This is a genomic window from Dokdonia ponticola (assembly GCF_042653865.1).
Classification (GTDB): Bacteria; Bacteroidota; Bacteroidia; order Flavobacteriales; family Flavobacteriaceae; genus Dokdonia; species Dokdonia ponticola.
The window spans coordinates 1-26,662 of record NZ_JBHSFV010000003.1; the positions used below are offsets into that span (position 1 = coordinate 1).

26 protein-coding genes are annotated in these 26,662 nt (G+C 35.5%); 21 read left to right on the forward strand and 5 right to left on the reverse strand.

Annotated elements, in window-relative coordinates; all coding sequences use genetic code 11:
- The first annotated feature begins 437 nt into the window (after positions 1 to 437).
- The 12 genes from ACFO3O_RS06400 (at position 438) to ACFO3O_RS06455 (ending at position 10,092) form a co-directional block, all read left to right on the forward strand.
- A complete protein-coding gene (locus ACFO3O_RS06400) occupies positions 438 to 1,418 on the forward strand; it encodes a beta propeller repeat protein (protein WP_379977738.1) in 981 nt (326 codons plus the stop codon).
- A gap of 569 nt (positions 1,419 to 1,987) precedes the next feature.
- Positions 1,988 to 2,410, forward strand: a complete 423-nt coding sequence (locus tag ACFO3O_RS06405) for an ABA4-like family protein (RefSeq protein ID WP_379977739.1) — start codon at positions 1,988 to 1,990, stop codon at positions 2,408 to 2,410.
- A complete protein-coding gene (locus ACFO3O_RS06410) occupies positions 2,407 to 3,207 on the forward strand; it encodes a hypothetical protein (protein WP_379977740.1) in 801 nt (266 codons plus the stop codon). Before ACFO3O_RS06405 ends, ACFO3O_RS06410 begins: the two co-directional genes overlap by 4 nt.
- Positions 3,208 to 3,296: 89 nt before the next feature.
- A complete protein-coding gene (locus ACFO3O_RS06415; protein ID WP_379977741.1) occupies positions 3,297 to 4,364 on the forward strand; it encodes a sensor histidine kinase in 1,068 nt (355 codons plus the stop codon).
- Positions 4,365 to 4,366: 2 nt separating this feature from the next.
- Positions 4,367 to 5,119, forward strand: a complete 753-nt coding sequence (locus ACFO3O_RS06420) for a LytR/AlgR family response regulator transcription factor (protein ID WP_379977742.1) — start codon at positions 4,367 to 4,369, stop codon at positions 5,117 to 5,119.
- Positions 5,120 to 5,253: 134 nt separating this feature from the next.
- Positions 5,254 to 5,466: a hypothetical protein gene (locus ACFO3O_RS06425; RefSeq protein WP_379977743.1), complete on the forward strand. Its 213-nt coding sequence runs from the start codon at positions 5,254 to 5,256 to the stop codon at positions 5,464 to 5,466.
- A gap of 131 nt (positions 5,467 to 5,597) precedes the next feature.
- The gene (locus ACFO3O_RS06430) at positions 5,598 to 6,011 is read left to right on the forward strand and encodes a response regulator (protein WP_379977744.1); all 414 of its coding nucleotides are present in this window, start codon (positions 5,598 to 5,600) and stop codon (positions 6,009 to 6,011) included.
- Entirely contained in the window at positions 6,012 to 6,551 is a 540-nt protein-coding gene (locus ACFO3O_RS06435; protein WP_379977745.1) for a heme NO-binding domain-containing protein, read from the forward strand. It abuts the gene before it with no gap.
- Positions 6,551 to 8,530: a PAS domain-containing sensor histidine kinase gene (locus ACFO3O_RS06440; RefSeq protein WP_379977746.1), complete on the forward strand. Its 1,980-nt coding sequence runs from the start codon at positions 6,551 to 6,553 to the stop codon at positions 8,528 to 8,530. Before ACFO3O_RS06435 ends, ACFO3O_RS06440 begins: the two co-directional genes overlap by 1 nt.
- Positions 8,531 to 8,534: 4 nt before the next feature.
- A complete protein-coding gene (locus ACFO3O_RS06445; RefSeq protein WP_379977747.1) occupies positions 8,535 to 8,852 on the forward strand; it encodes an Hpt domain-containing protein in 318 nt (105 codons plus the stop codon).
- A 9-nt stretch (positions 8,853 to 8,861) separates the two neighbouring features.
- Positions 8,862 to 9,575: a LytR/AlgR family response regulator transcription factor gene (locus ACFO3O_RS06450; protein ID WP_379977748.1), complete on the forward strand. Its 714-nt coding sequence runs from the start codon at positions 8,862 to 8,864 to the stop codon at positions 9,573 to 9,575.
- A 34-nt stretch (positions 9,576 to 9,609) separates the two neighbouring features.
- Entirely contained in the window at positions 9,610 to 10,092 is a 483-nt protein-coding gene (locus ACFO3O_RS06455) for a hypothetical protein (protein WP_379977749.1), read from the forward strand.
- A 47-nt stretch (positions 10,093 to 10,139) separates the two neighbouring features.
- Here the strand turns inward: ACFO3O_RS06455 and ACFO3O_RS06460 are convergent, their stop codons facing one another.
- Complete coding sequence (locus ACFO3O_RS06460) at positions 10,140 to 12,203, reverse strand: tetratricopeptide repeat protein (RefSeq protein ID WP_379977750.1); 2,064 nt, start codon at positions 12,201 to 12,203, stop codon at positions 10,140 to 10,142.
- Positions 12,204 to 12,356: 153 nt separating this feature from the next.
- Between ACFO3O_RS06460 and ACFO3O_RS06465 the strand changes: the two genes are divergently transcribed.
- The 3 genes from ACFO3O_RS06465 (at position 12,357) to ACFO3O_RS06475 (ending at position 15,333) form a co-directional block, all read left to right on the forward strand.
- Positions 12,357 to 12,635 carry a hypothetical protein gene (locus ACFO3O_RS06465; protein ID WP_379977751.1) on the forward strand — a complete coding sequence of 93 codons (279 nt, stop codon included), beginning with the start codon at positions 12,357 to 12,359 and terminating at the stop codon, positions 12,633 to 12,635.
- A 32-nt stretch (positions 12,636 to 12,667) separates the two neighbouring features.
- Positions 12,668 to 13,909 (forward strand): oligosaccharide flippase family protein, encoded by a 1,242-nt coding sequence (locus ACFO3O_RS06470; protein ID WP_379977752.1) that lies wholly within the window; start codon positions 12,668 to 12,670, stop codon positions 13,907 to 13,909.
- A 203-nt stretch (positions 13,910 to 14,112) separates the two neighbouring features.
- On the forward strand, positions 14,113 to 15,333 hold the full coding sequence (locus ACFO3O_RS06475) for a glycosyltransferase (RefSeq protein WP_379977753.1): 1,221 nt from the start codon (positions 14,113 to 14,115) through the stop codon (positions 15,331 to 15,333).
- A 560-nt stretch (positions 15,334 to 15,893) separates the two neighbouring features.
- Here ACFO3O_RS06475 and ACFO3O_RS06480 read toward each other — a convergent pair.
- Positions 15,894 to 16,691 carry a tryptophan-rich sensory protein gene (locus ACFO3O_RS06480; protein ID WP_379977754.1) on the reverse strand — a complete coding sequence of 266 codons (798 nt, stop codon included), beginning with the start codon at positions 16,689 to 16,691 and terminating at the stop codon, positions 15,894 to 15,896.
- Between the two features lie 158 nt (positions 16,692 to 16,849).
- On the opposite strand from ACFO3O_RS06480, the gene ACFO3O_RS06485 reads away from it, so the two are divergent.
- Both ACFO3O_RS06485 and ACFO3O_RS06490 read left to right on the forward strand, forming a co-directional pair.
- Complete coding sequence (locus ACFO3O_RS06485; protein ID WP_379977755.1) at positions 16,850 to 17,350, forward strand: RNA polymerase sigma factor; 501 nt, start codon at positions 16,850 to 16,852, stop codon at positions 17,348 to 17,350.
- A 5-nt stretch (positions 17,351 to 17,355) separates the two neighbouring features.
- On the forward strand, positions 17,356 to 17,964 hold the full coding sequence (locus ACFO3O_RS06490; protein ID WP_379977756.1) for a hypothetical protein: 609 nt from the start codon (positions 17,356 to 17,358) through the stop codon (positions 17,962 to 17,964).
- Positions 17,965 to 18,099: 135 nt separating this feature from the next.
- Here ACFO3O_RS06490 and ACFO3O_RS06495 read toward each other — a convergent pair whose 3' ends face one another.
- On the reverse strand, positions 18,100 to 19,512 hold the full coding sequence (locus ACFO3O_RS06495) for a pyridoxal phosphate-dependent decarboxylase family protein (protein WP_379977757.1): 1,413 nt from the start codon (positions 19,510 to 19,512) through the stop codon (positions 18,100 to 18,102).
- Positions 19,513 to 20,266: 754 nt separating this feature from the next.
- On the reverse strand, positions 20,267 to 21,409 hold the full coding sequence (locus tag ACFO3O_RS06500) for an aminotransferase class V-fold PLP-dependent enzyme (protein ID WP_379977758.1): 1,143 nt from the start codon (positions 21,407 to 21,409) through the stop codon (positions 20,267 to 20,269).
- Between the two features lie 106 nt (positions 21,410 to 21,515).
- Between ACFO3O_RS06500 and ACFO3O_RS06505 the strand changes: the two genes are divergently transcribed.
- Complete coding sequence (locus ACFO3O_RS06505) at positions 21,516 to 22,046, forward strand: GNAT family N-acetyltransferase (protein WP_379977759.1); 531 nt, start codon at positions 21,516 to 21,518, stop codon at positions 22,044 to 22,046.
- Here ACFO3O_RS06505 and ACFO3O_RS06510 read toward each other — a convergent pair whose 3' ends face one another.
- Positions 22,047 to 22,511 (reverse strand): CBS domain-containing protein, encoded by a 465-nt coding sequence (locus ACFO3O_RS06510; protein WP_379977760.1) that lies wholly within the window; start codon positions 22,509 to 22,511, stop codon positions 22,047 to 22,049.
- Between the two features lie 132 nt (positions 22,512 to 22,643).
- On the opposite strand from ACFO3O_RS06510, the gene ACFO3O_RS06515 reads away from it, so the two are divergent.
- The 3 genes from ACFO3O_RS06515 (at position 22,644) to ACFO3O_RS06525 (ending at position 26,602) form a co-directional block, all read left to right on the forward strand.
- Entirely contained in the window at positions 22,644 to 25,016 is a 2,373-nt protein-coding gene (locus ACFO3O_RS06515) for a M28 family peptidase (RefSeq protein ID WP_379977761.1), read from the forward strand.
- 31 nt (positions 25,017 to 25,047) lie between these two features.
- Positions 25,048 to 25,578 carry a DUF6584 family protein gene (locus tag ACFO3O_RS06520; RefSeq protein WP_379977762.1) on the forward strand — a complete coding sequence of 177 codons (531 nt, stop codon included), beginning with the start codon at positions 25,048 to 25,050 and terminating at the stop codon, positions 25,576 to 25,578.
- A gap of 220 nt (positions 25,579 to 25,798) precedes the next feature.
- Positions 25,799 to 26,602, forward strand: coding sequence for an SDR family oxidoreductase (locus tag ACFO3O_RS06525; RefSeq protein ID WP_379977763.1), 804 nt, complete (start codon positions 25,799 to 25,801; stop codon positions 26,600 to 26,602).
- Positions 26,603 to 26,662: the final 60 nt, after the last annotated feature.

The following is a 26,662-nucleotide window of genomic DNA, read 5'->3' on the forward strand; positions in this document are numbered from 1 at the left end:
GACAATTGTAAAATGAGTAATTAATAACTCAGGTAGAATTAACTTTAATAAGTCTAAGGACAGTTCCATTTTTTTTACAAAAATCCAACTTCTATTTTAATTCACACACAACTTTTAGGAATGATCCCTTATAAGTTGTCAAGTTACAGAAATAAATTTGCTGTCTTTTTATTTAACTCTGCTCTATATATTTGAGTTTGTTATTGATTTTTAGATTCGTCAATAAACTTAAATATTTCTCATTTCCAATCAATTATACTATAGAATTAAAATGTGAATCCTTAAGATTGGATAGGTATTACTAAATAAAGATTTTGAAAAATAGCACTTAAAAACATTGTAAAATCAAAACAGGGAAGAAAAGGAAACTGTACATGTGAAAAAGCTGAAAGCACACTAAAAATAAGTAAGCATCATCAAATTAAACAACAAGAAAAATGATTAAAATAGAAAAATCGTTCATTATAGTTTTTATACTAGTGAGCATCTTTGCGTGTAATACAGAAGAAGAAATTCCTCTAGAGTATAATGAAGAACCAATAGAATCTAGTGAAAGTAACAGATATATGGATGCTTTAGATTCAAAATTTGATGCATTACCAGAAGAGGATTTTGCATACATGAATTCCCTACCACCGTATGATCCTGAAGAATTAGCACTTGCGTTGAAAAAAGAATCTCAACAAAATTCTGGCAATAGATCAACAGAAGAGGTTTGGGGTATTGGAACTGGCCGCACTGTCTGGAAATGGAATGGGGCTAGTTGGGGGCAGCCAAATCCAGCCGCTAGGCTAGACATTGTTGAAGTTGCAAAAAATGGAGATGAAAGTGTTTGGGGAATTGGTACTGGTGCTACCGTATGGAAATGGAATGGTGCCAGTTGGGGGCAACCAAATCCGGCGGCTAGGCTATACCATATTGCAGTTTACTCTTCTACGATTGCATTTGGAATTGGATCAAATGGAACGCTTTTCGTAACCTACAATGGAGGGCAAAACTGGGGGTATTTAAACCGTGATTTTACTGGTGCAGTCTGGTTGTCTACTGGTAGTAGTTATCCTAATGGTATATTGTCTGTTTCAGACAATATTGGAAATTTGTATAAATACAATGCGCTTACTCAGCAACTAAATTATATAACCATACCTTTTGTTTCTAATGTACATACCACTACGTCTGGTGGAGGTGTTTGGGCCATTGATCTTCTCACAAAAAGAGTATATAAGAGTTTGAATTATTTAAACTTTACCATACCAAATTATTTTACGCAATTGTCAATTATATCTTCTAATGACAATCAGAAGGCTTGGGCAATAAGAAATGACCGTACAGTTTGGAAAACAATCAATTCAGGAGCAACTTGGTATCAGCCAAATTCTGCTGCACGTTTGGACTACATATCTGCAGCTTTTAATTAGTAAAGATTTAGGTTTTAATTACCAAACAACACTTTTTCAAAACAAAGAACTGGCGCGCTACCTTATTGAATTAGGTAGTGCGCCATTTTTAAATGATTCTTCCTATGTCATGTTAAGAGAAAAAAACATAGGTCTTTTTCAGTTTAAGCTGTTTATCAAGACCTAAGAAATGATGCGTTTATACAAAAGAATAATAGCATCTATAGTCCATTAAATAAAGGATTTAGTGATTTAGAAAAGTCGTCAAAATAGGAAAACAACTAATCAATAATGGGATAGTTCGATGTCCAAAAGGCGGGCTACTTAATCAAAAGCCTGATCTTTAATAAATTAAACTCTTTTGCTTGGTCTTTATTTTGAATTACGTTGATCCTAATTGCGACTTACTTAACCAAGATCACGAAACAACACTTCTGTACACGCTTTCGCGAAAGCGTACTCAACCTGCTACCCTATAATTAAATGTGTAAACAACAATTCAAAATATATTAACGACGATTGAACAAAATCCCGTTTGTATTCCTATGTAATAATCACATCTTTGAACCATCAATTAAAAACGAACAACTATGACACCCACCGAAGTTTTCTCTATTGCCGGCATGATCACCATGCCCATGTGGATTTTGATGATTCTATTGCCCAAATGGAAAGCCACCCGATTCTTAATAGACTTTAAAGTCATTCCGTTAGCCTTATCAATTATCTATGCGGTCTATATTTTTAAAGCGATGCAAATAGGAGGCGCACCAGATTTTGGAAGCCTTGCCTCTGTGATGGCATTGTTTACAGAAGAAAATGCCGTACTAGCCGGCTGGGTTCATTATCTCGCCTTTGACCTTCTGGTGGGGATGTGGATGCTAGATCAAAATAAAAAACTACAAATTCATCAAATACTCATGGCTCCGTGTCTTTTTGGAACGTTTATGTTCGGGCCTATAGGATTTCTTGCCTTTATGATCATCAGAACTTTTAAACTAAAAAAATCATGAATGCAGTCAAACATTTAATCAGTACCGTAAGATCTTCAAGCCCCATTCTGTATGGAATTGTGATCCTACATCTTTTAATGGCCGTAGCTTGCTTTATTGGTTTACTAATAGATGAGAGAACATTAATGGGGATCAATGTCTGGATCAAACCCTTAAAGTTTACCCTCTCTGGAGCCATCTATATTTTCACATTTGGATATCTCATTACGTTATATCCTTTCTCCGTAAGGAAGAAAAACATCATTAATAATATCACTTCGTGGACATTACTATTGGAAATAGGCATTATTGTATATCAAGCCGCACGCGGTGTGCAATCACATTACAATATGTCTTCTGCTTTTGACGGATTGCTCTTTGCAGCGATGGGCATCTTAATAGGGATTAATGTCGTGATTATGGTGTTCTTTATTTTTGAGACGATACGATTACGATTAAAAGCCCCGAGACCTGTACAATGGGCGATACTCATGGGATGGATTATTGTCGTAGTAGGAAGCTGGGTTGGCGGTCAGATGATCAGCCAAGTAGCTCATAATGTAGGTGTAGCCGATGGAGGTGCAGGATTGCCTATACTTAATTGGAGTACAGTTGCTGGCGACTTAAGAGTAGCACACTTTTTTGGATTGCATAGCATCCAAATAATACCGTTATTCGCAGTGGCGCTGTCTAAAAAATGGAAGACAACCACAAGAAATCAAACTGTTGCAGTGCTTATTTTTGGGTTAGTATTTGCCGCGTGGATTGGGTATACTTTTTATCAAGCCAAACAAGGAATGCCATTTATTAAACTATAGGGATTTGTCTCTGTTACGCTTTCGCGAAAGCGTACTCGGAAAAATAACCCTCAGAAATCATGGGTTTGACCCTTGCTAAAACAATTAAAATGTTATTTAACAAAAAGAAACGGATCAAATATTTAGGGTTTAATGACTTTTGGTTTACCTTTTTTGGAATTGTCATTCTGAGTTTTGTCACTGATTATCTTTTTAATAATTCATTTACACGTTATCCGCTTGTCGAAGCTATTATTAATTGGAGTTTTTCTTTACTATTCACAATCCTGAACTGGTTTTTCATGAGATTAGTGATTTTTTATCTACGTAAAAAATACCCCTCATTTCAAGACACTAGTAAGCGTATTATCATCGCCTTCATTTTTATCATAGTTTCTGTACCACTGATTGATTATGTTGGAAGTACTGTTATAGGAACACTATTTTTTGATAGCTATTATTATAATTTATTTGATAGATTTAAAGTGCTTTTGCCTATTATTATTATAGCAATGATGATTCAAGCAATTTACGAGGCCATTTTTTACCATGCGATACTCAAAAAAATTATCAGAGAAGAAGAGCAAGCAAAACAAGTGATGGTACAAGCACAACTTGATGCATTACGTAATCAAGCACAGCCACATTTTTTCTTTAATACTTTGAATACCTTGCGTGATATTATTGACCAAAACTCAAAAGAAGAGGCAAAGGAGTTTGTTGATAAATTATCTAATGTATATCGTTTTATCCTAGAGTCTGAAAATTCAAATTTGATTTCACTAAGAGACGAATTGAAATTTGCGCGTGCATATATCCATATTCAGTCAGAACGGTTTGGGGATAACTTGCGCATACAATGGGATGTTCCTGAAACTGCATTAGATCGAATGGTGGTACCTATGAGCGTACAGCTTTTACTAGAAAACGCTATTAAACACAACGTAGTATCAAGATCTAAACCGCTTCTCATAGAGGTATACATTAAAGATAATCATGTCTTGGTAACCAATAAGATTCAGGCAAAATCTACACAACTCCCTTCCACTAAACTAGGACTAAAAAACATTGATAAACGCTATGCCTTAATTTCTAATAAATCTATTGAGGTAAAAAACGATGAGCATACATTTAGCGTAACCCTTCCATTATTAACCTTATCTGATCAAAAACAGTAACTATGCAAGTACTGATCATTGAAGACGAGCCAAGAGCTGCCAGTCAATTACAAAACATGCTTAAGGCATGTGATTTTGAATATCAATTATTAGATATTATAGATACTGTAGAAGATGCAGTGATTTGGTTTCAAAAAAACACAGCACCCAATTTGGTGTTTATGGACATTCAACTAGCAGATGGTTTAAGTTTTGAAATCTTTCAAAACATAGAAGTAGAAGCACCTATTATTTTTACAACAGCCTTTGACCAATACGCGATTCAAGCATTTAAAGTTAATAGTGTTGATTATTTATTAAAACCAATACAGAAAGAAGATCTGATGAAGGCATTGGATAAGTTTGATAAATCAAATAAAACACCAGCTATAGATCCTATCATTTTAAAACAACTACTAGCCAACATCCAAGCACCTCCATCACGAACAGGTATTCTTGTAAAAGAAGGAGCTGGTTTTGTGCAAATTAAAGTGTCAGAGTTACTCTATGTGTATTCTCAAGAAAGCATCACTTTTGGGGTTACCGCTAGCAAACGCTATATCGTAGATGAAACCATCGATCAATTATTCAATACGCTCGATAATTCTTTATTTTATAGAATAAATCGAGGTCAAATTATTGCTAAAAGCGCCATACAAAAAATAGAATCTTACTTTAATCATCGCGTAAAACTATCTATATCAAATCCTCGCGACCAAGAATTTATAGTAAGCAGACCCAAAACAAGTGATTTTAAGGAATGGATGAATAGGTAATACGCTCTTATTCAATTACGGTACATCCATTCACCGACACTTATTGTCTATTTGTCTACACACTTATTTCGTTAAAAGAATATATCTAGATCAAATCATCTTCTGCTTTACTTTTGATCTATACTCATAAAGCAATGGAGCCTTACGATATAGAAAATAAAGAATCGGAGACAGTCAATAGGGATGCATTAAGCTTTGCTCTTAAGCATTTGGAATTTATTTCATTCTTTGAGCTTGATTTAAAAGAAAAAAACACACATTCTAGCCGTTTCTTAAAAGCCTTTAAATCGATTAAGGAAGAAGCCCAAATAGAGGTTTTAAAATATAGTACGCACTGTAAAAAATGATCAAAATGCTATTACCACTCGTCGACACTTAATGGTTATTCACCGTACTTAAATTATAGATTAAACGAAACAATTGATGATTGACAAAAAATTAAATTATTTTTCTATTTAATTTTGATACAAATTCTCTTATGAGTAATTTACTGAATGTTCTATTAATTGAAGATGACACTATAGAAGTCATGAAATTAAACAGAACGATTACTACCCTAGACTTAAAACATACCATTGTTGAGGCTCGTGATGGCGAACAAGCACTTGACATTTTAAAAGGTAAAAGTTTACTGCCAGATATTATTTTATTAGACTTAAATATGCCAAAAATTAATGGAATCGAATTTTTGAAGATTGTAAAAAGTGATCCGCATTTAAAATATATCCCTACCATTGTATTAACCACCTCAAACAATGAGAGAGATTTATTGGAATGTTATAAAATAGGAATTGCTGGTTATATTTTAAAGCCTTTAAAATATGAGGATTACGTCTCTAAAGTTGAAAAACTTTTAGCATATTGGAGTATTAATGAATTAATAAAAGCATAAATGAAAGGAATTGTTTTTACAGAGTTTTTAGATTTAGTAGAGCAGAAATTTGGACTAGAGATGGTTGATAAAATCATCACTCAATCTGAGTTAGCATCCCAAGGGATCTATACCTCGGTGGGTACGTATAGATTTTCTGAAATGTTATCCCTACTTCAAAACCTAAAAAATAATACAGGCATTGCCATAGATGATTTACTATTAGCCTATGGAGAGCATTTTTTTAGTGTAATAGAGAATAGTTATCCTGGGCTTTTAAACACGTATAAAGACCCTATAGAGATGATTTCTTCTATAGAAAATCATATCCATGTTGAAGTACGAAAAATATATCCTGATGCCGAACTTCCTACTTTTTTTGTAGAAAGTAAAACAGAAAACACGCTAGTCATGATCTATACCTCTAGTAGAGCAATGCATCATTTTGGCCTAGGATTAATGAATAAAACATTTGAACATTTTAATACGAAAGCCACGATTTCTTTAGAAAAAATAAAAGAAGATGGCACAGAGGTAAAATTCATTATTACTAAAGATTAATGAGTCAAGAGCAAATTGACATATTACAACGTACGCTACAAAGAGAAAAAGCGGCAAGGAAAATAGCCGAAAAAATTCTAGAAGAGAAGTCGCTACAGTTATACAACACTGCTCAAGAATTAAAAGTAGCAAATCAACAATTAGAGCAACTTCTAGACGAAAAAACATCACAACTTCAAGGGATTTTTGAAAATATTAATGATGCTTATGTCGTCATGAATCTGGAAGGGAATATCCTCAAAATGAACGACGCTGCTATTGATCTTTTTGGATATGACATTGAGAAAGAAACGCTAAACGTTGTCTCCCTAATTTACAAGGAAGATTTTGCCTATGCCATGCAATCCTTTCACGAACTAAAAACTAACCATTTTTTTACAAATTATACCGCTCGTATTACTACAAAAAGTAAAGAGGTTAGGTGGGTACATATTAATGCAAGTATTGTATTTGATAAAAACAAAACTCCTATCGCAGCGCAGGGTATTGTACGAGATATTACAGAAGAAAAAGCTGCTGAACAACGCCTTATAGATTCAGAAAATCGGTTATCTACATTAATCCTAAATCTAGAAAGTGCTGTTCTTTTGGAGAATGAACATCGTAATATTGTCATCACCAATAAACGTTTTTGCGACTTTTTCAGTATTCCTGCTACCCCAGAACAACTTGTAGGACAAAACTGTGAACATGCCGCAGAGCAAAGCAAGCACCTATTTGAAGACCCCGAAGGATTCGTAGCGCGTATTCTTACGCTTACGCGAAATAAAAAACAGGTCCTTGCTGATGAGCTTACCCTTACTGATGGTCGTATTTTAGAAAGAGATTTTATCCCTATCTATGAAGATGGACACTACAAAGGTCACCTATGGACGTATAGAGATGTTACCCTAAGAAGAAGATTTCGCGAAAACATAGAAGCAGAGCGTGTTAAGTACAGTAATATCATTGCAAATATGAAACTCGGACTCATCGAAGTTAATAATGATGATGAGATTTTAATGGTCAATCAAAGCCTTGAAGAAATGTCTGGCTATACAGAGGCAGAGCTATTAGGCAAGAAAGGAGCAGAAATTTTACTTGAAAAGGGATTCAAGGAAAAAATGCAAGATGAAAACCAAAAAAGAATCAAAGGGCAATCTAACTCCTATGAAGTTCTAGCCAGAACAAAGAATGGAGACTTAAGATATTGGCTTATTAGTGGAGCCCCTAATTATAACCTCAATGGTAAAGTTGTAGGCTCCATAGGAATTCACCTAGATATTACAGAATTAAAACAATTAGAACTTCAGAAAGAAAATCTTTTACAAAAACTAGAAAAAAGTAATGACGAGCTACAAGAATATGCACACATTGTATCTCATGACCTAAAATCTCCCTTACGAAGTATTGAAGCACTTACCTCTTGGATTAAAGCAGATAATAAAGAAAAGCTTGACGAGGCGAGTTTAAAAAACTTTGACCTTATAGAAATGACCCTAGAAAAAATGGAGCAGTTAATTTCTGATATCCTAAAATATTCTAGTATTGGATCAAATACTGAAGATACTCAAGAAGTAGATCTCAATACCGTGGTGCAAGATGTAAAGCAGGTATTATATATCCCAGATAACATATCCGTCACTTCACTAAAAAACTTGCCTGTTGTAAAAGGAGATAAGATAAAATTTCAACAAGTTTTTCAAAATCTGATAGGAAATGCAATTAAATTTAATGACAAAGAAAAGGGAACCATTACCATTGATTATGTAGATAAAAAATCCTACCATCAATTCTCGATAAGTGACAACGGAATGGGAATTGAAAAAAAATACCATGAGGCTATATTTAAAATATTTAACTCCTTAAAACAGAGTAAAGATTCTTCTGGAATCGGACTGTCTATCGTCAAAAAAGTAATCGATCTATATAAAGGAAATATCTGGGTCGCATCAGAACTCAATAAAGGCACTACATTTTATTTTACCTTAAAAAAATAATCCCTTGGAGCTACCCAATTTATCCTATATAGATCAACTCTCTGCTGGAAATATATCCTTTAAAGAAAAGCTAATCACGGTTATCAAAGAAGAGTTTCCCGATGAAAAAGAAGTATATCTTGCTAACATACAGACAAAAAACTATAAAGAAGCTGCAGAAAACGTACATAAGATTAAACATAAAATTAGTATTTTAGGACTTGAGAAAAGTTATGAAATAGCAAGAACATTTGAAAACAATCTTAAAGAAGGAAACACCGACTTAAAAGAGGATTTTAAAAACATTCTTCATGTTATTTCTGAGTATCTGATAACATTGTAAGCTATTTGTATGAATTGTATTATTATAGATGATGAAACTACTGCCCGAGTGATTATAAATCAATTATGCTCTCAGATAAATGATCTGACCATTATCGATGAATTTCCTAATGCGATACAAGCCATCAAATACTTGAATCAACATGAAGTAGACCTCATTTTTTTGGATATTCACATGCCAGATTTCACAGGATTTGACTTTATCCAGACATTAAAAAATCCACCAAAAATTATTTTAACGACTTCTGATGCTAATTTTGCTATCGAAGCCTTTGAGTACGATTGTATCGTAGATTATCTCGTTAAACCGATTCTTTTTCCAAGGTTTGAAAAAGCGATTCAAAAAGCACATACTATTCCTGCTGTACAAAAAAGTGCATCCACTCCTAGTGATGGTGTAGAAGGAACTTCAGACAATCATTTATACATCAATATTGACAGACGATTAATCAAATTAGAGATTCCTAGTATTTATCTGATAGAAGCCAAAGGCGATTACATCAATGTAAAAACTGAAGAAAAAAACTATACCGTACACTCTACGTTAAAGAAAATAGAAGACAAACTTCCTAAAGATCTCTTTTTAAAAGTGCATAGATCCTACGTGATTAATATCAAAAAGATCATTGATATTGAAGACAACAGCGTCCTCATCAAAAAAGATGTTGTTCCTGTAAGTAGATCTAACAGACCCGAACTGATGAAACGACTTAATTTGTTGTGATATCCATTTATTTTATACACGATTTGAAAAAATAATGCAAAACAAGAAATCTGTTATTAAAAATGAATACATTCCTATATCTGCAGTCGTTTCAATAGAAGAATTACCCACAATAGATTTAATAAATACATATACAAAGGGAAAAGAACAAACAAAAGAAATTACTCATTACCAAAATTGGAAAAAGTCACCAGATGAATTAGTTGCTTTCTGTAGAGTAATTTATGAAACAGAAATTCCCAAGAAATTTGATTTTTTAATAGATTTAAGTGATGATTGTGGAGGAATTGAGATAGCTGCAACCATTACTCAAGCAATTTGGAATGGAATATTACCTTTGAAATTTATTGAGTTAGGATACAAAACAATTTTGATAATCCAATTTGAAAATGGAATCCCAGAACGCCTGTATTCCCTTAAAAATATTAACGACGCCGATTTCAAAACAAGGTTTGCGCTATGTTCTGCATTAAATAAAGAAAAGGTATTATCCAAATTAAAGACCTATTATAAATAAAGTATAAAATTTTCTCGTTCGAAAATCTGTAATTGCTCTAATTATAATCATTCTTTTAACTCCCCAACCACTTTCCTAAAAATAGGTTTCTTCGTCAAATCCCATTTTACATGAAATCCAACCTCTGTAAAACGAAAACCAGCAGCAGTCGCAGAAGCAATATTACTATGCAATCCAAACACATCCACAGACAATCTTTCTGAAACATGATACCCTAGCTTCCCTTGAAATCTATAGATAGCTTGTTGCTCTTGATCTTCTATAAATTGTAATCCTGTGGCGGCATTTAGATTGTAAAACCACTTCCCTTTTTGATTCTTTAAAAAATCGACAAACACCTCCACCACATTAAACGATTCCGGACTAAAATAAATAGCTGGCACTTGATCTTTAAAGCTGATATATTGATAATTAATCCCCGTTTTCAATAACGGTTTATCAAAAATAGAGTAATATAAAGAGGTGAATAGTAAATGTTTCTGGTTGTCATCATTTTGAAAGGTAAAATTATACTGTGTATACCATCCTATATTTGCATTGGTGCTTAGGTTGTACGTACCATACAACGTATTTTTTGCGATCGCTCTCTGTAATAAATCGGCATTAAAATCTTCCCATTCTCTTCGGTAGCCTAGATCTAAGTTTTGACGTTTCCCAGGTTGTAGACTCAAAGATACATCTGCAAGAAACGCTGCATAATTCCCATCATTTGTCGTCACATCTGTAATCCCTGCTTGTGCATTAAGCATCACTCTAGGTTTCACGGCATAGCGCAATCCTACATACACACTAGAGGCTTTAGCTTCGCTATTGGTCACGGTATTTTGTGCATCTCGATATTGATAGGCGCCAAAGACTTTTAACTTCGTAGACAACGGCAACGATGCATTGGCTAGAAAGGTTGTTGCCTCATTATCACCATTGTCAAAACTATAAGACGTTCGGGTTTCTACCACAGGAGTAAATTGTTTATCCAGTGTTTTTGTAAAAGTCATGACATCCTTTTGTTTTCCAAAAATAGCGTATGCTTTCGCTGCTTGATCATAGGCTTTTTCATAATCTCCCAAAGCTTTCTGTGCATTTGCTTTCCCTAGATTTCCATCAAAGGACAGGCTGTCCTTTTCTAAAATGGAATCATACTGTATCAATGCCTTTTTAAAATCTCCTGTGTACACGTCTTGTGTTGCGCGTAACGAGCGCACCCAATTCTTATCAGGATATACTTGGGTTAGGCTATCAATTACATGACCGGATATCGTGTATTTTTTATTCCATACTAACGCTTGCGCGAAACGTTCTACAGTTTGATTGCGCACTGTTTCATCGGTTTGGTCTGTAAGGAGTGCCATGGCTCGTTTACTTATTTTCAACGCTTTTTTTTCTTTTCCTTCCAAATGCGATACGAGCGAGAGACCGTTTAACGCAATAATGCTGTCATTTTTTTCTAGAGTGAGGTACGTTGTTTTTGCTTTCGCGAAAGCGGACGTAATCAAATACACATTGGCGATATTGAGAAGCGTCTCGGTATCTGATGGATCAACCTCTATATTCTTCTGTAATACTATTAGTGCGGTGTCATACTCTTGAGATTGCACATATTGATTGGCGTATCCTAAATAGATGTATTTTTTTGACACCAATGCATTCGCATTTCCGGGCAAAACCGTTAGTGCTTTATTCACATAGGCTAATGCCTTTTCATACATCTTAAGATTGGAAAGTGTATTGGCATATCCTAATAAGGTAGGAAAACTGGTGTCATCCTTTTTTAATAAGGTCTCGTAATATGTTTTTGCTTCAGTATATTTTTTATTCCATAATAAAGACTCGGCATAATTGAGTTGAATTTCGAAATCCTGCGGATACTCTTTTAGTAAGTTTTCAAAAATAGCCACTGCTTTTGGCGCGTCGCCTTGAAGACCTACCGCACGTCCATAACATAATCGAGCGGTTTTGTTTTCTGGATAGGTTTCTAAGACAGACTCAAAGTAGGTAACAGCCTCTTGATACTTGCCCGTTTCCAAATACGTAAACCCTTCTTGCATGTCTTGAGCGTGACCTAAAAAGGATTGTAAAATAATGAGTATTACTATAATAGTAGTGGCTTTCATGGTGTTGTTTTAAGTTATATGCAAGTTAAGCACAAGCTCTTCTTCATTCATCTACAGCAAATGGTCACTCATCGAAATGTATGCGGAGTACAAAGAAACCCGAACGATATTTACACCAGATTTAAGAAAATAAACCCCAAAATAACACACATTATGGCCTTACAAATTTTAGAATGCAACGGAACTTTTTACTTAAAAGGAGCGCTTAACCTAACAACCTCATATCCTTTTATACATCACTTTGAAAACGTACTTAAAAGCACTAAAGAAGTCACTGTAAACATTGATCAGGTGCAAGAAATTGACAGAAGCGGTGTAGATGCTTTTAAAACAATATACTGCAATGCAGAAAAGGAACACAAACAATTTTCTGTGATAGGAAATGGATGTAAGGATCTCTATGATGAGTTTAGATATTCTCCTGTAGCATAATTTATTATACTCATATTAACACCACTACCCTCATGATTAGTATCCCTAAAAAACGTCCTTATGTGCTCACACAAGAACAATTGTTTATGGTCAGTGCGCTTGTCGTAAATGCAGGCAACTATCTCTATAATCTTATATTGGGTCGGTTGCTAGGGCCTGAACAGTTTTCGGATGCCGCAGTACTCATCACTTTTTTATTGGTTTTATCCTTTGTAGCAATGACTTTTCAACTGGCTACCGCAAAATTTTCGGTAACACTTACAAAAGAAGTACTTCCAAGGTTTATATCTAATATGCATGCGTACGGTATTCTCATTGGAGTCCTAACAGGAATACTCACCATCGTTTTTGCCAATCAATTACAAGCACTCTTTCACACCTCATCCTCAGGAATGTTTACGGTTTTTGGCATCGGGATCCCTTTGTATTTTATGATGAGTGTTAACAGAGGTGTTTTTCAGGGAAAAAAACAATTCAAGATGCTTTCTGTCACCTATCAATTAGAGATGTTGAGCCGTTTAGGAATCACATTAGGACTGATTGTGCTTTTTGATATCACCTCTTCGTTAGTCATTGCTATCGGAATCTTACTTTCTTTTGGCTTTGGACTGATTCCTTTTGAATTTAAAAAAATATCGTTTCAAGGACTCGGGGCTATGCATGTAGCAGAGATCAAGCAAATACGTGCCTTTTTTATAATCACGGCTTTTTATGAGCTGACTCAAATCATTATTAACAACAGCGATATCTTACTCGTAAAGCATTACTTTGACGCATGGGATGCGGGTCTTTATGCCTCGCTAGCCCTCATTGGTCGTATTGTGTATTTTATTGCTTGGATGTTTGTGATGTTATTACTTCCTACAGTGGTGCAATTACGAAAAGAAGGCAAAGCGACCGCACCTATCTTATTCAAATATATAGGATATATAGGCTGCGTGGCACTTGTCATCATAGGAGTAAGTGCAGTATTTCCAGAAATAGCTATTCAGTTATTATTTGGTGAGCAATACCTAGAAATAGCTCCTTTATTATGGAAATATGCCCTAGCGACAGGACTCTTTGCCATCGCAAATATCTTTGCCTATTATTATTTATCATTAGATACCTACGTCCCTGTGATCATCTCTGGTATTTTTGGAATGCTTCAGATGGGATTGGTGATTTTCTTTCACGACAGCCTAGCCCAAGTAGTCCATATGCAAATAGCAGCGATGGTTTTATTACTTATCACGCAAGTTGCTTTTTTCTTTTTAGACACACATAAAAAATAATATAAAATTTAAAAGTAATGCTATCTATCCTCTTGATTATCAAAGTTTATTATACGCTTTCGCGAAAGCGCACACAAATAAAAAACCGTTATATCGACACCTATATTCCATTCATCTACAGCAAATAGCATCCTATCTAATACTACTGTTTTCTCAATTCATTAATTGACATATTTGTACTGTAATTATCAAACAACACTATTATGAAACTTGCCATTGTCACCGCATATCCTCCTAGTAAAGTCACATTAAATGAATATGCATTTCATCTTGTAAAGCATTTCAGACAAAAAGAAGCGATTACGGAGATTGTATTGCTTACAGACAGAACGGAAGAGAAAAAACCTGTTTCATTCATAGAATACGGTTGTAAAGTGACAGTAAAGGAATGTTGGTCTTTTAATAGCTACCGTACTCTTTTTAGTGTGAGTAACGCAATAAAAGACGTACAACCAGATGCCGTTTTATTCAACTTACAGTTTATGAAGTTTGGAGACAAAAAAGTGGCTGCTACTTTAGGACTGTTATTGCCATTAGTGTGCAAGTTGAAAAAGATTCCAAACATAGTTTTACTACACAATATTATGGAAGAAGTAGATTTGGCATCAGCTGGATTTACTTCCAATAAAATGCTTCAGAAAGCATACGGTTTTATTGGATCAATGATCACACGATTAATCCTTCAGGCAGACGTTGTCGCCGTAACCATGCAAAAATATGTAGGTATTCTTGAAAAAAAATATAAGGTTTCTAATGTACAACTCATTCCACACGGGACCTTTGAAGTTTCCCATCAAAAACCAGATCACATCCTTCCAGAAGGCCCTTTACAGATTATGACTTTTGGAAAATTTGGCACCTATAAAAAAGTGGAGTCTCTCATTGAGGCTGTTGAGGTCGTAAAAAAATCTTCTGGATTGGATTTAGAAGTAGTGATTGCTGGAACCGATAATCCGAATGTACCTGGCTATTTGGCAAGCGTACAAAACAAGTACAAACACTTGAGCCAAGTTCGCTTCACAGGATATGTAGAAGAGCATGAAGTGCCTACGTTGTTTAAGAACAGTGCAGTGGTTGTCTTCCCGTATACCGCTACTACAGGGAGTTCTGGCGTGTTACATCAGGCAGGGAGTTATGGCAAAGCTGTCGTCCTTCCAGACTTGGGAGACTTAGCACTCTTAGTGAAAGATGAAGGCTACCGAGGGGAGTTTTTTGCCCCAGAAAGTGTCCAAAGTTTAGCAAAAGCTATTGAAACCATTATTACAAATGACGTTTATAGAATCGAATTAGGAGAACTTAACTACAAGGCCTCTATTGCATTCCCTATGGAAAGAATCACAGATATGTATTTAGATACATTTCACAAAATTATAGAAGCAAAAAAACACCATACCGTGACACAAAAACAACCTTCTATTATTTAAACATGTTTACTTGAACACCTACTTTCACCCCTTTTTTTAATGCCCCAACTTGTTTCTGATTTATTGCCAGAGAAGTTTCCCTAAGATTTCTCTGGCATTTCAGAAATTTAATTTCCTAGTTAAGTCTCGATTTTAGACTCTAAAAGCGATCCCTCAAAATATAACTGAATACACGCTTTCACTCCAAGTATTTTTAATTCCCAAAAATTATTTTTTTGATTATTTTTTCACCTCAGAAGTTTCCCCTAAAACTACTGAGGTGTTTTTAGAGTGCTTATACCATTTACCAATTGAATTTACTGTAATAAAACACCCTTTTTCCTTTCTATTTCACAAGAAAAAAGAAACCGTAGCTTAGGCTATGCTTTAGTTTTCTTTCTCATATAAAGAAAAAAATCATCGTTTTCTTTTCCAGTAAATTCAATTAATAACTGGTATAATTTTAAAATCTATGTAATCGCACTTATCGTTTTGATAAACAAAAATTTGAAACACAGAAATAACACTTCATCAAACTATAAAGAAGATTAAAATGCCCATTGGGCTTGACTAGAGATAGTCTACCTACTCAAACGCTCCTTCAACTTAATATGAGGAGCTGTTTTTCGGTTATTATAAGCATGCAAGGTGGTAATGGCTATTAAAACAATCGCACCACATAGCGCATAATAGGCGATACTTTCTATGCTATCCTTGTGTCTCATGTAAATAGCAATAAGAGCCCAAACGGCAACAAGCGCAAACTCACGCATATTACGTAGCCAGACCATAAACATATTAAGAAGCACGGCAATGGTGATCATAATCATGGTCCATAGAATCTGTGTAAATTCATCTCCTGTAACATCTATGCTTGCAAAAAAGGCACTAAAATTGGCAATGGTAGCCACAGCAATCCAACCACTATAAATGCAAATAGGCCACCATACAAAGGCAATCACCTCGATAGGAGCGTCCCATCGCTCCATATTAGTTTTTCGAACAATCTGCATGAGACTAACTAGAATACCGAGCATAATGACCACAGAAAGACCTACGTATCCATAGGTGAAAGCCACAACCCAACTCGCATTACACACATTGGCGACAGCAAACCACCAACCTGTTTGTTTGATAAATGGGGATTCTTTTTTACTAAAAAAGGCTCTTCGTATTTGAAACAGCGCATACCCAACAAGCATCAAAAAAATAATCCCCCAAATGGCAAAAGCATATCCAGCAGGTGTAAAAAGATTCTCATATTGATCACTTATTTCTCCAATAGTAGTGTCATTCCACCGCTGAGATTGAGATAAACCATTTACTAAAAGCACAAGAAGCACCGAAAGTAGATTTATAATAGCAAGCGTCTTTTTCATATGACTAAGTTCATTTTTTATAAAGATACGTAGGCTTTCGCGAAAGCGCACTTTAAATTTTAGCTTACATTGAGATCAAAAATAATTTTTTTTATGGCAAAGTGTGATTTGTTTAAAATTGATGCGAATAATAGGGTATAACAACAAAACGGAATCGTTTGAATAAGCAGGCAACATTTATTGAAATTATCGAAAAGTATAAAGGCATTTTATATAAAGTGATCACAATGTACTGTACCGACGATGATGATAAAAAGGATTTAGAGCAAGAAATTCTTATACAGATATGGAAATCTCTAGACACGTATAATGACACTTATGCAATGACCACATGGTTGTATAGAATCTCAATGAATGTCGCTATTTCTCATTATCGTAAAACATTTAAAAAGAAAGACAATACCATTAGATTAGATACTGGTTTGCTTGAATTTACACCTGCTCCCGATACTAGTGAAGGGAGCTATGAGCAAGATCTTTTACAAAAGTTGTTAGCTGAACTGAATGAATTTGATAAAGCCCTGATATTTCTTTACCTAGAAGACAAAGATTACGAGGTCATTGCAAGGATTTTAGGAATTTCAAAAACGAATGTTGCCACAAAAATTAACCGAATTAAAAACCGATGGAAACAACAACTTTCATCAACTAAAAAGTAGAAATTATGAATATAGATGATATAAAAAGCATTTGGAAAGAAGACATGAGCCAATTAGAAGCACGTGTTAAAGTCAATGAAGAAAAAATAAATAAACTAGAGTTTAATAAAGCAAAAACAGGGTTTGATCAACTTTTAAAAATATCGCTTGCAGGGAAAAATATGGCATTGGTATATGCGTTTCTCTCCTTGTGTATGATATACACTGTAAGAAATTCATTTCCATATATATTAATACTTTTGGTCGCTTCTGGGACGATGGTTTTCTCTTATTTCCAGCATAGTGTCTTAAAAAAGATAGATTATGGGAAACTGAGTCTTATCCAATTACAAAAAGAGATTACTAATTTTAGATTGCATACAGCGCGTACAGCGATATATGATATGTCTATCGTAGCTATTTGGTTTGCAGCAATAGGACTTGCTTTTGCAAAATGGAGAAATAATTTTGATATTTTTATAGCACCAGAAAAAATAGGATATTCCGTTGTTGTTTATGGGGTATTACTAGTTGTAATGATTCTTTTATCTAAATTTATTTATAAGGATTATGACACAAAGCTTAAAAAATATGAAGCAGATCTTGATGTACTAACTAATTATGAAGCAGAATAACACGTTTTATATACTAATAGATTTTTTGAAAAAGTATTTTTAATTGTCTTCCTGAGCCTATATGATATTTTAACTTATTGATTATCAGTAAATCTAAAAGGATCAGGAAGGCGATTAACTTATGTTACATCTTTATCAAGCAAACCCTTCACAAAGAGCAATGGTGTCTTTTACATCCTGAAAACTAGTTCGCGGATTAATCAAGCACATCCTCAATACCACTTGACCATTTAAGACCGTAGTGACCAGAAAAGCTTCCTTGGAAGCCATCACGCTTTCGGATATTTTTTGGTTCAAGGCATCGAGTTCTTTTTCAGAAAGTTGGTTGCCAATAGGATTATACCTAAAATTAATAATTGCCAAAGTTGCAGGAGAAACAATTTCCCATTGCGAACTCTTACGAAGGAGTTTTTCTGTTTTTTCAGCGAGGGTTATGTTGTATGTGATGGCATTTCTAAATGCCTCTAATCCAAATGTTTTAAGAGACATGTAGAATTTTAACGCTCTAAAACGACGGGTAAGCTGCACGCCATGATCATAAAAATTAATCTCAGACTCATTCCCTTCGATATCGCGCAGGTATTCTGGTTTTTCTACAAAGGTGCTTTTAAGGTGTTTGTGATTCCGTATTAATAGGCATCCCATTTCATACGGTTGAAAAAACCATTTATGAGGGTCTACGGTAATCGAGTCTGCTTTAGAGATTCCTTTGAGGAGTTCTTTGCCTTTTTTGTCTAAAATCGCTGCCCCTCCATAGGCACCGTCTATATGAAACCACAATTTTTCTTCTTTACAAATCTTAGAAATCTCTGTCAGCGGATCGACGGTTCCTGTATTGGTGGTTCCTGCAGTTGCAATCACACAAAAAGGATGATATCCTTCCAGACGATCTTTTGCAATGGCATTTTTTAGTTTTATGGTCGAAAACTTAAATTCAGAATCGGTTGGGATTAAGCGTATTTGTTCTTTCCGAAAGCCAATGGTTCTAATCGCTTTGATATTACTAGAATGAGCTTGATCAGATAGGTAAATAACCGCCTTTGAAAAATCATCCCCACACATGACGCCTCTAGCGGTGACAATAGCGGTAAGATTTGCCATAGAACCTCCACTGGTAAAAATCCCGCCTCCTTTTTTTACAGGAAGGCCAAAAATTTTGAGTAACCAACTAATGGTGACAATCTCAAGCTCGGCAGCAGGGGGTGATTGTGACCATCCTCCAGAGAACACATTATATCCTGTTGCTAATGTATCTGCCATGGCACTGATGTAATTACTAGGACCTGGTACAAATGAAAAGAACTTAGGATGTGCCGCAATCGCTCCTTTATTCATCACCTTATCAATCACAAAATCTAATACTTCTTTAGGGTCTGAAGACTTTTCTGGCGCTTCTTCTAGAAATAAGTGATCCATTTCTTTACGATTGCCCGTCGCGATTGGACTTCTGTCATTAAGCGTATCATAATGCGCTACCACAGCATCTACGACGCTATATCCGTAGGCTTTCATTTCTTCTTTAGAAAGTTCTAAAGTGTCTTTGTTCATGGGAATGTATTTAAATAGACCGCAAAGGTAGGGTATTGCTCAGACCATTAAAATTATTATTGAAACTCAATTTTGAGAAATCTGAAAGATGCACTCAAAATTGCAAGTTGAAATAATCCCGCTTTCCCAGCGGGATCTCACTATGCTTTATTGAAACTCAATTTTGAGAAATCTGAAAGATGCACTCAAAATTGCAAGTTGAAATAATCCCGCTTTCTCAGCGGGATCTCACTATGCTTTATTGAAACTCAATTTTGAGAAATCTGAAAGATGCACTCAAAATTGTACGTTGAAATAATCCCGCTTTTCCAGCGGGATCTTGCTATGATTTATTTAAAAAACGATGCTTAGTTGATACTTCTTACACTTTTTCTCTGCGATACAAACTGTTGATGATATTTAAAATAAAACTTAGATAAGAAAGAAATAAAATAAGAAAATATGCACCATCAAAAATAAATTGAAATTCAAAAATAATAATAAGTGTTATTGTTGTAAATAAATGAATTTTGGAGAGTATGACGCTGGTTTTGAATCTTAATAAGCCTATAAGAGCATAGAGAGTTAAAATGATAGCCCAATCATAAATCATGATTACTTTTAAATAATAGGTAGGATCAAACAGAGGTCCTATTGTTTGATTAAAGATCTTTCCTCATACGATGTTGTGTAAAACGCCATTAGATAGGTAAAACCCATCAGAAGGAACATTCTTCTTTCTACAAGCTCATTAAAATTTAGTGTTTTTCTCATTTTAATAAAAACAAGCGACAAATTTTTCAAAATCTTCGGCAGTATTATACACGTGGGGAGCGACTCGAATGGCTTTGCCACGAATGCCTACGGAGATTCCGCTTTCGCGAAAGCGGTCTTTGACAGCATCCATCTTGATATGATCAGGGAGATACACCCCAAAGAGATGTTTGGAACGATACTCTGCCTGCTCTATAAAACAGCCTTTCTCGCGTAATTGTTGAATGGCTGTTGCAGAAATCGAATCACAATAGTCCTGAATATTTTGAATACCCCATGCTAGTAATTGCTCAATAGCGCTGATTTGCATGGGGAGGAGTATAAAATTACTAGATTCTCCCACGCAAAACCGATCAGCTTTGGCTTGGTATTCGTCTTGATAATGAATCAACTGACTAAAATCCTCACTATTTTTTCGATTCATCCAATTATATTCTAGGGGTTGCCCGTCGTTAAAGGTATTGGCGTAATACGCCATTCCAATAGAATAAGGACCTAATAACCATTTATATCCTCCTACAATCAACGCATCTGGTTGAATTTCCTTGACAGAAAACGGAAGTGCTCCTACACTTTGGGTGCCGTCTATGACGAGTTTGGCGCCGACTTCATGGGCTTTTTTACGAATAGAAATCAAATCAAACAACGTACCATCTGCCCAATGGATATGCCCCATAGCAACTACTTTTGTCTTAGGGTTGATCGCTTCAAGAATTGCTACATTCCACTGTTTTCCTCGGTTTTCAAAGGTTTTTGGCGGTGCCACTACATTAATGATAGCACCCGTTGTGTTTGCTTTTTCGCGCCAAGCGTATACATTACTAGGAAACTGCTCATCGATCAATAGGATTTCATCTCCTTTTTGTAAATGTATATTTTTTGATACCGTCGCAATGCCATACGACACCGAAGGGATAATAGCACAATTTTGATAGTCTGGTGCGTCAATGAGTGTTGCAAAACGTTGTTTTATGATGGCACGATTAGTAAAAAAATCTGACTGCGAAATAGATGTAGGATCATTTTTCTTTAAAACACTTTCTAAGCCAACTTGAGCAACGCTTTTGAGTTGCGGCGACATATAAGCGCCGTTGATATAGGTGACATTTTCAGGGAGTGAGAATAGGTGTTTTTGGTGTTGCATGTGTTGTTTTTAAGGTAAAAAAGTAAAAGCGCTTTAAAAGTAATTTATTTATGAGTGTCTATCTGTATGAATATTCTTAATTTTAATCACATAATATGTAGTATTCATGAAAATAATTACAGAGACCAAAAATCTCATTCTTAGAGAAGTTGAAATAGAAGATACTGGTTATATGTATGATCTAGATAGTAACCCTTTGGTACATGAATATTTAGGTAAAAAACCTATTTCTTGTATCGGCAAAGCGCGTGCCTACATAGATAGTATCCAGATGCAATATAAAAAGTATGGGATAGGTCGCTGGGCGGCCATTGAGAAATCAAGTGGCGATTGGATTGGATGGACAGGACTCAAAATGAATACCGAGTGGTCACCCAATGGACACACCAACTTTTATGATATCGGCTACCGATTTATGCCTCAATATTGGGGTAAAGGCTACGCCACCGAATCTTCTATAGCGGCGAAAGACTATTTTTTTGAGCATTTTCCAGATCAAAAACTTTGCGGTATCGCAGAGCTAGGAAATGGCGCTTCGTGTCGTGTACTAGAAAAGATAGGTCTAGAGCGCAAAGAAGATTTTTTCTATGAACCCGAAAATTTGATGTTGGCTTGGTTTGAAAAGTGTATGGGTTAATTATTTCCAGGTTTGACCATTTAAAGTGAGTGCCGCTTTGAGAACATCTTTTTGACTGATTTGCCCTACGAGCTTTCCATTTTCTACAATAGGAAAACGACGGCGCTTGGAGTTAACAAACTTATTGGCAGCGTCAAAAACATTCATGTTTCCGTCTATGGTTTCTACTTCTTTGACCATGTATTTTTCTACAATCATGTCTTCCATGGGCATATTGTAATAGCGACTTTCTGAAATTTGCTTCATACAATCACCTTCTGAAATAATGCCCATAAGTTCATTATTTTCGTTCACAACAGGACCTCCTGAAATTTTATTTTTAATCAACAGGTTCATAACTTCTAAGACCGATTGATCTGACTTAAATGTGATTAATTTTTTAGTCATGTAATCGCTTACTTTAATATCTGTGGCGTTGCCTTTTGTAGGTTTGGCACGACGTCCTGTAAAACTTTTGATTCCCATGGTGAGTTATTTTATGTGTGAGTAAATACTCTTAAAGTTAATGAATTAAAAGGAGATTATGTGGTTTATGCTTTCGCGAAAGCGGAAACAACATCAAAAATCGTATTTTTAGGAGTATAAAACCAACCAACCATGAAACGAATTGTACATGTTTTTTCTATCATTCTTATTATAGCGTTAGTTTCTGTTGCCTTCAATTCTTTATTACCAAAAGAAATAAGTGATCTTAACACCCCTCCTACCGAATTTTCTACCGAACGTGCTTTACAACACCTCGAGGTCATCGCAAAAGAGCCTCATTTTGTCGGAACCAAAGCCCATACAGAGGTAAGAGATTATATTGCCCAAGAGCTTGCAAAATTAGGATTAGAACCACAGGTACAAGAAGGATTTACGTTTAGTCAAAATGGAGGATACGGTAATTTGGTAAAGCCTCAAAATATCGTAGCGCGTATCAAAGGAACAGGAGACGGAAAAGCACTGATGCTGATGTCTCATTATGACAGTGCGCCACATAGTTCTTCTCATGGAGCTAGTGATGCTGGTTCTGGCGTAGTGACCATACTTGAAAGTGTGCGTGCGTATCTCGCAACGGGAGCTACCCCAAAAAATGATATCATTATTTGCATTACAGATGCAGAAGAAGTAGGACTAGATGGAGCTTCCTTATTTGTAAATGAACACCCGTGGGCAAAAGATGTAGCCCTTGCACTCAACTTTGAAGCACGTGGTAGTGGCGGACCCTCTAATATGATTGTAGAAACTAACGGTGGCAATGGAAACCTGATCAAAGGATTTATGGAAGCAGATGTGAAATATCCTGTCGCTACTTCTCTCATGTATAGTATTTATAAAATGCTTCCTAATGATACGGATTCTACCGTTTTGAGAGAAGATGGAGATATCGATGGATTTTTCTTTGCTTTTATAGATGACCATTATGATTATCATACCATCAATGATACGACCGAAAATCTAGATAGAAGTAGCTTAGAACATCAAGGAAGTTATTTGATGCCACTTTTACAATACTATGCAGAGGCAGATTTGTCTTCGGTCAAATCAAATGAGGATTATGTATATTTTGATACGGCTGTTGCTACGTTTGTGGCCTATCCTTTTTCTTGGATCTGGCCGATGCTTATGCTGGCAATTGTTCTTTTTGTTATTCTCTTGGTCTATGGGCTTAGAAGAAAAAGACTTTATGCAACCGAAATAGGAAAAGGATTTAGTGCTTTTATGTTGAGTCTCGTACTAGGTGGAGGGTTGCTATATTTGTTTTGGGAATTGATTAAAATCATCTATCCTTCTTACAATGATATCTTGCCTGTATTTATTTATAATGGCCATTATTACACGGCTGTTTTTGTTTTTTTAGGGATCAGCTTGTGTTTTGGGATCTACCACAAGATGGTGAAACCAGAACATACCGCTAGCTCTTTGATCGCGCCACTTGCCATTTGGCTGGTTATCAATATAGCACTAGCCCTTAAACTTCAAGGAGCTGCGTTCTTTATTATTCCAGTGTATTTTGGATTATTAGCTTTGTTCTTGTTGATACGACAAAACAATCCGAGTATGACACTTATGGTATTGCTATCGGCGCCAGCTATTTTTCTATTTGCTCCCTTAATCCAATTTTTTCCCGTAGGTTTAGGACCTAATATGCTCTATGCTTCAACTATTTTTGTAGTGCTACTATTTGGGCTATTACTCCCTGTTTTTGGCGTTTTTAGAAATAAAAAAGCGGTGGGAATCTTGAGCTTATTGATAGGAATTGTTTTCTTGGGCATTGCACATTCAAAATCAAGTCCTTCCCCAGAACGGCAACAACCGAATAGCTTAGTGTATTACCAAAATGCCGATACTGATAAGGCCTATTGGGCAACCTATAATAAAGAAATAGACGACTGGACGCGGGGATATCTAGGCGATACTCCTGAAAACGCCACAGCTTATATTGGGAATGCCGCCGGAAGTAAATACAATACGCCGTATTCGTTTGCAAAAGAAACAGCCGTAATGAATTTACCCGAAAGTGAGATTCGGATATCTCAGGATACGATTATAGACAATATTGCTTATAGCACCATGACCATTGTGCCACAACGTACGGTACACCAAATACGATTATATACCGCACAAGACACACCGTTCAGTTATTTGTCATACAACGGAAAAGTATTTAAGCCAGATAGTACCGAGACGCTGTATAAAAAACGTCGTAGTAATGGTATTTTGAGTTACTATATGACATTAGGAGATTCTTTGGAGTTCACGTATGCGGTGCCTAAAAATGTATCCCCTACTTTTACATTGAAGGAGTTTTCTTATGATTTGTTGGATAATCCAAGTTTTACAGTTTCAGCGCGACCCAATACGACCAAGCCGACTCCATTTGTGGCAAATGATGCAGTAATTGTAGAGCGTACGATTGATGTATCTGAATTACTTGAGAATAATATAGTAGTCAAAAATGATACGATTGTCGTAGGGCAGAATTAGAAATAGCATATAAATTGGGTGAAATAGTATTGTGAATTTAAAAGATAAATTAGCTAAAATAGAATCTGAAATAGATAATGGATTAAAGCTAAAAGCTGCTGATAGATTACGGAATTTGATTAATCAATATCCCAATGAAACAGGCCTATGGGATCGACTTGCAGCATTGTATTATGAGAGTGGTTTTTTAGATGCAGCGGGAAGATATTGGATCTTAACAGAGCCAACCGAAGATCGAATAAAAAGATGTGTAGAAATTTATGAAAAGTCAGTCAATTATTCTGGCACAAAAATACTACAAGACATTACCTTTAGAGGCGACAAGCATTCGTTGAGTGAATTTGCCTTAAAAAAGCTAACTGATTTAGAAGTAGACAGTAAAAATAAATCAAAGTATATTCCAACATATACTAATAAATTAAATAAATCGAAGCAAAATACAGCACAGTATAAAAGCACTTTTAAGGATAAATTATTAGGTTTTGCTTTTGCAACCTTTTTAATTTCAATACCTATTTTTGCCATTATTGGATTCATAAAAGTTATACATTGGGTTTTATAGTATTGGAAACCTAAAATAATATTTTAATTGCAAGATGTATACGCTTTCGCGAACCTGCCTGACGGTAGGCAGGAGCGTGTAAAGACAAAATAGACACTTAAAAAGATTACTAATGAGATTGCTGCCCCTTCGCAGAACATACAACTAAACAATATTAATGAGATTCCCCCCGAAGTTTATGCTTAGCATAGTCGAAGTACGGGAATGAAAAGAAAAGCTATTGAATAAAAAAATAACAATTGCAGGATTAGGGTGGTTAGGAAAAGCATTTGCAGCGACGCTTATCAATTTAGGTTACACTGTAAAAGGAAGCGTCACTGATGCTAGTAAAGCGCAAAACATTTCAGAAAGCGGCATCACGGCATATCCTGTGCTTATCACAGAAGGAGGTGTGACAGGAAAAATAGACACTTTATTATCTGACACCGATGTACTGGTCATTATGATACCTCCGGGTCTTCGGAAGAATACAGGAGCTAATTATGCGTTAAAAATGGCTCATTTTTTACACCAGATAGAACGTACTTCGATACAAAAAGTAATCCTGATTAGTAGCACGTCTGTATATGATGATAATCAAGGTCACGTCACAGAAAAGGATATTCCAAAACCTCAAAGCAATGCTGGAAAACAGCTATACGATGTAGAGCAATTGTTTTTTAATACGCCTGCTTTTGAGACGACGATTGTTCGTTTTGGAGGTTTGTTTGGAGGAAGCCGGAACCCTGTTAAATTCCTAGCAGGGAGAACAGGATTGAGTAATGGAAATGCGCCTGTCAATATGATTCATCGGGATGATTGCATCGGGGTTCTTTTATCCATTATTCAGAAAAATGCTTTTGGGCATATATTTAATGCTGTCTCACCAGAGCACCCTACAAAGCGTGAATATTACACCGCACAAGCAAAAAAACTAGATCTAGAAGCCCCTCAATATGATGCAGAAGACACTACTGTTTTCAAAAAAGTGGATAGTACCTCTGTGCCTGATGTGCTAGGATATGAGTTTAAAGTAGGTTTGTAAATAGACATTTATTCCAAACAAAAACCACCTCATTATTGAGGTGGTTTTTTTATGTTTTCA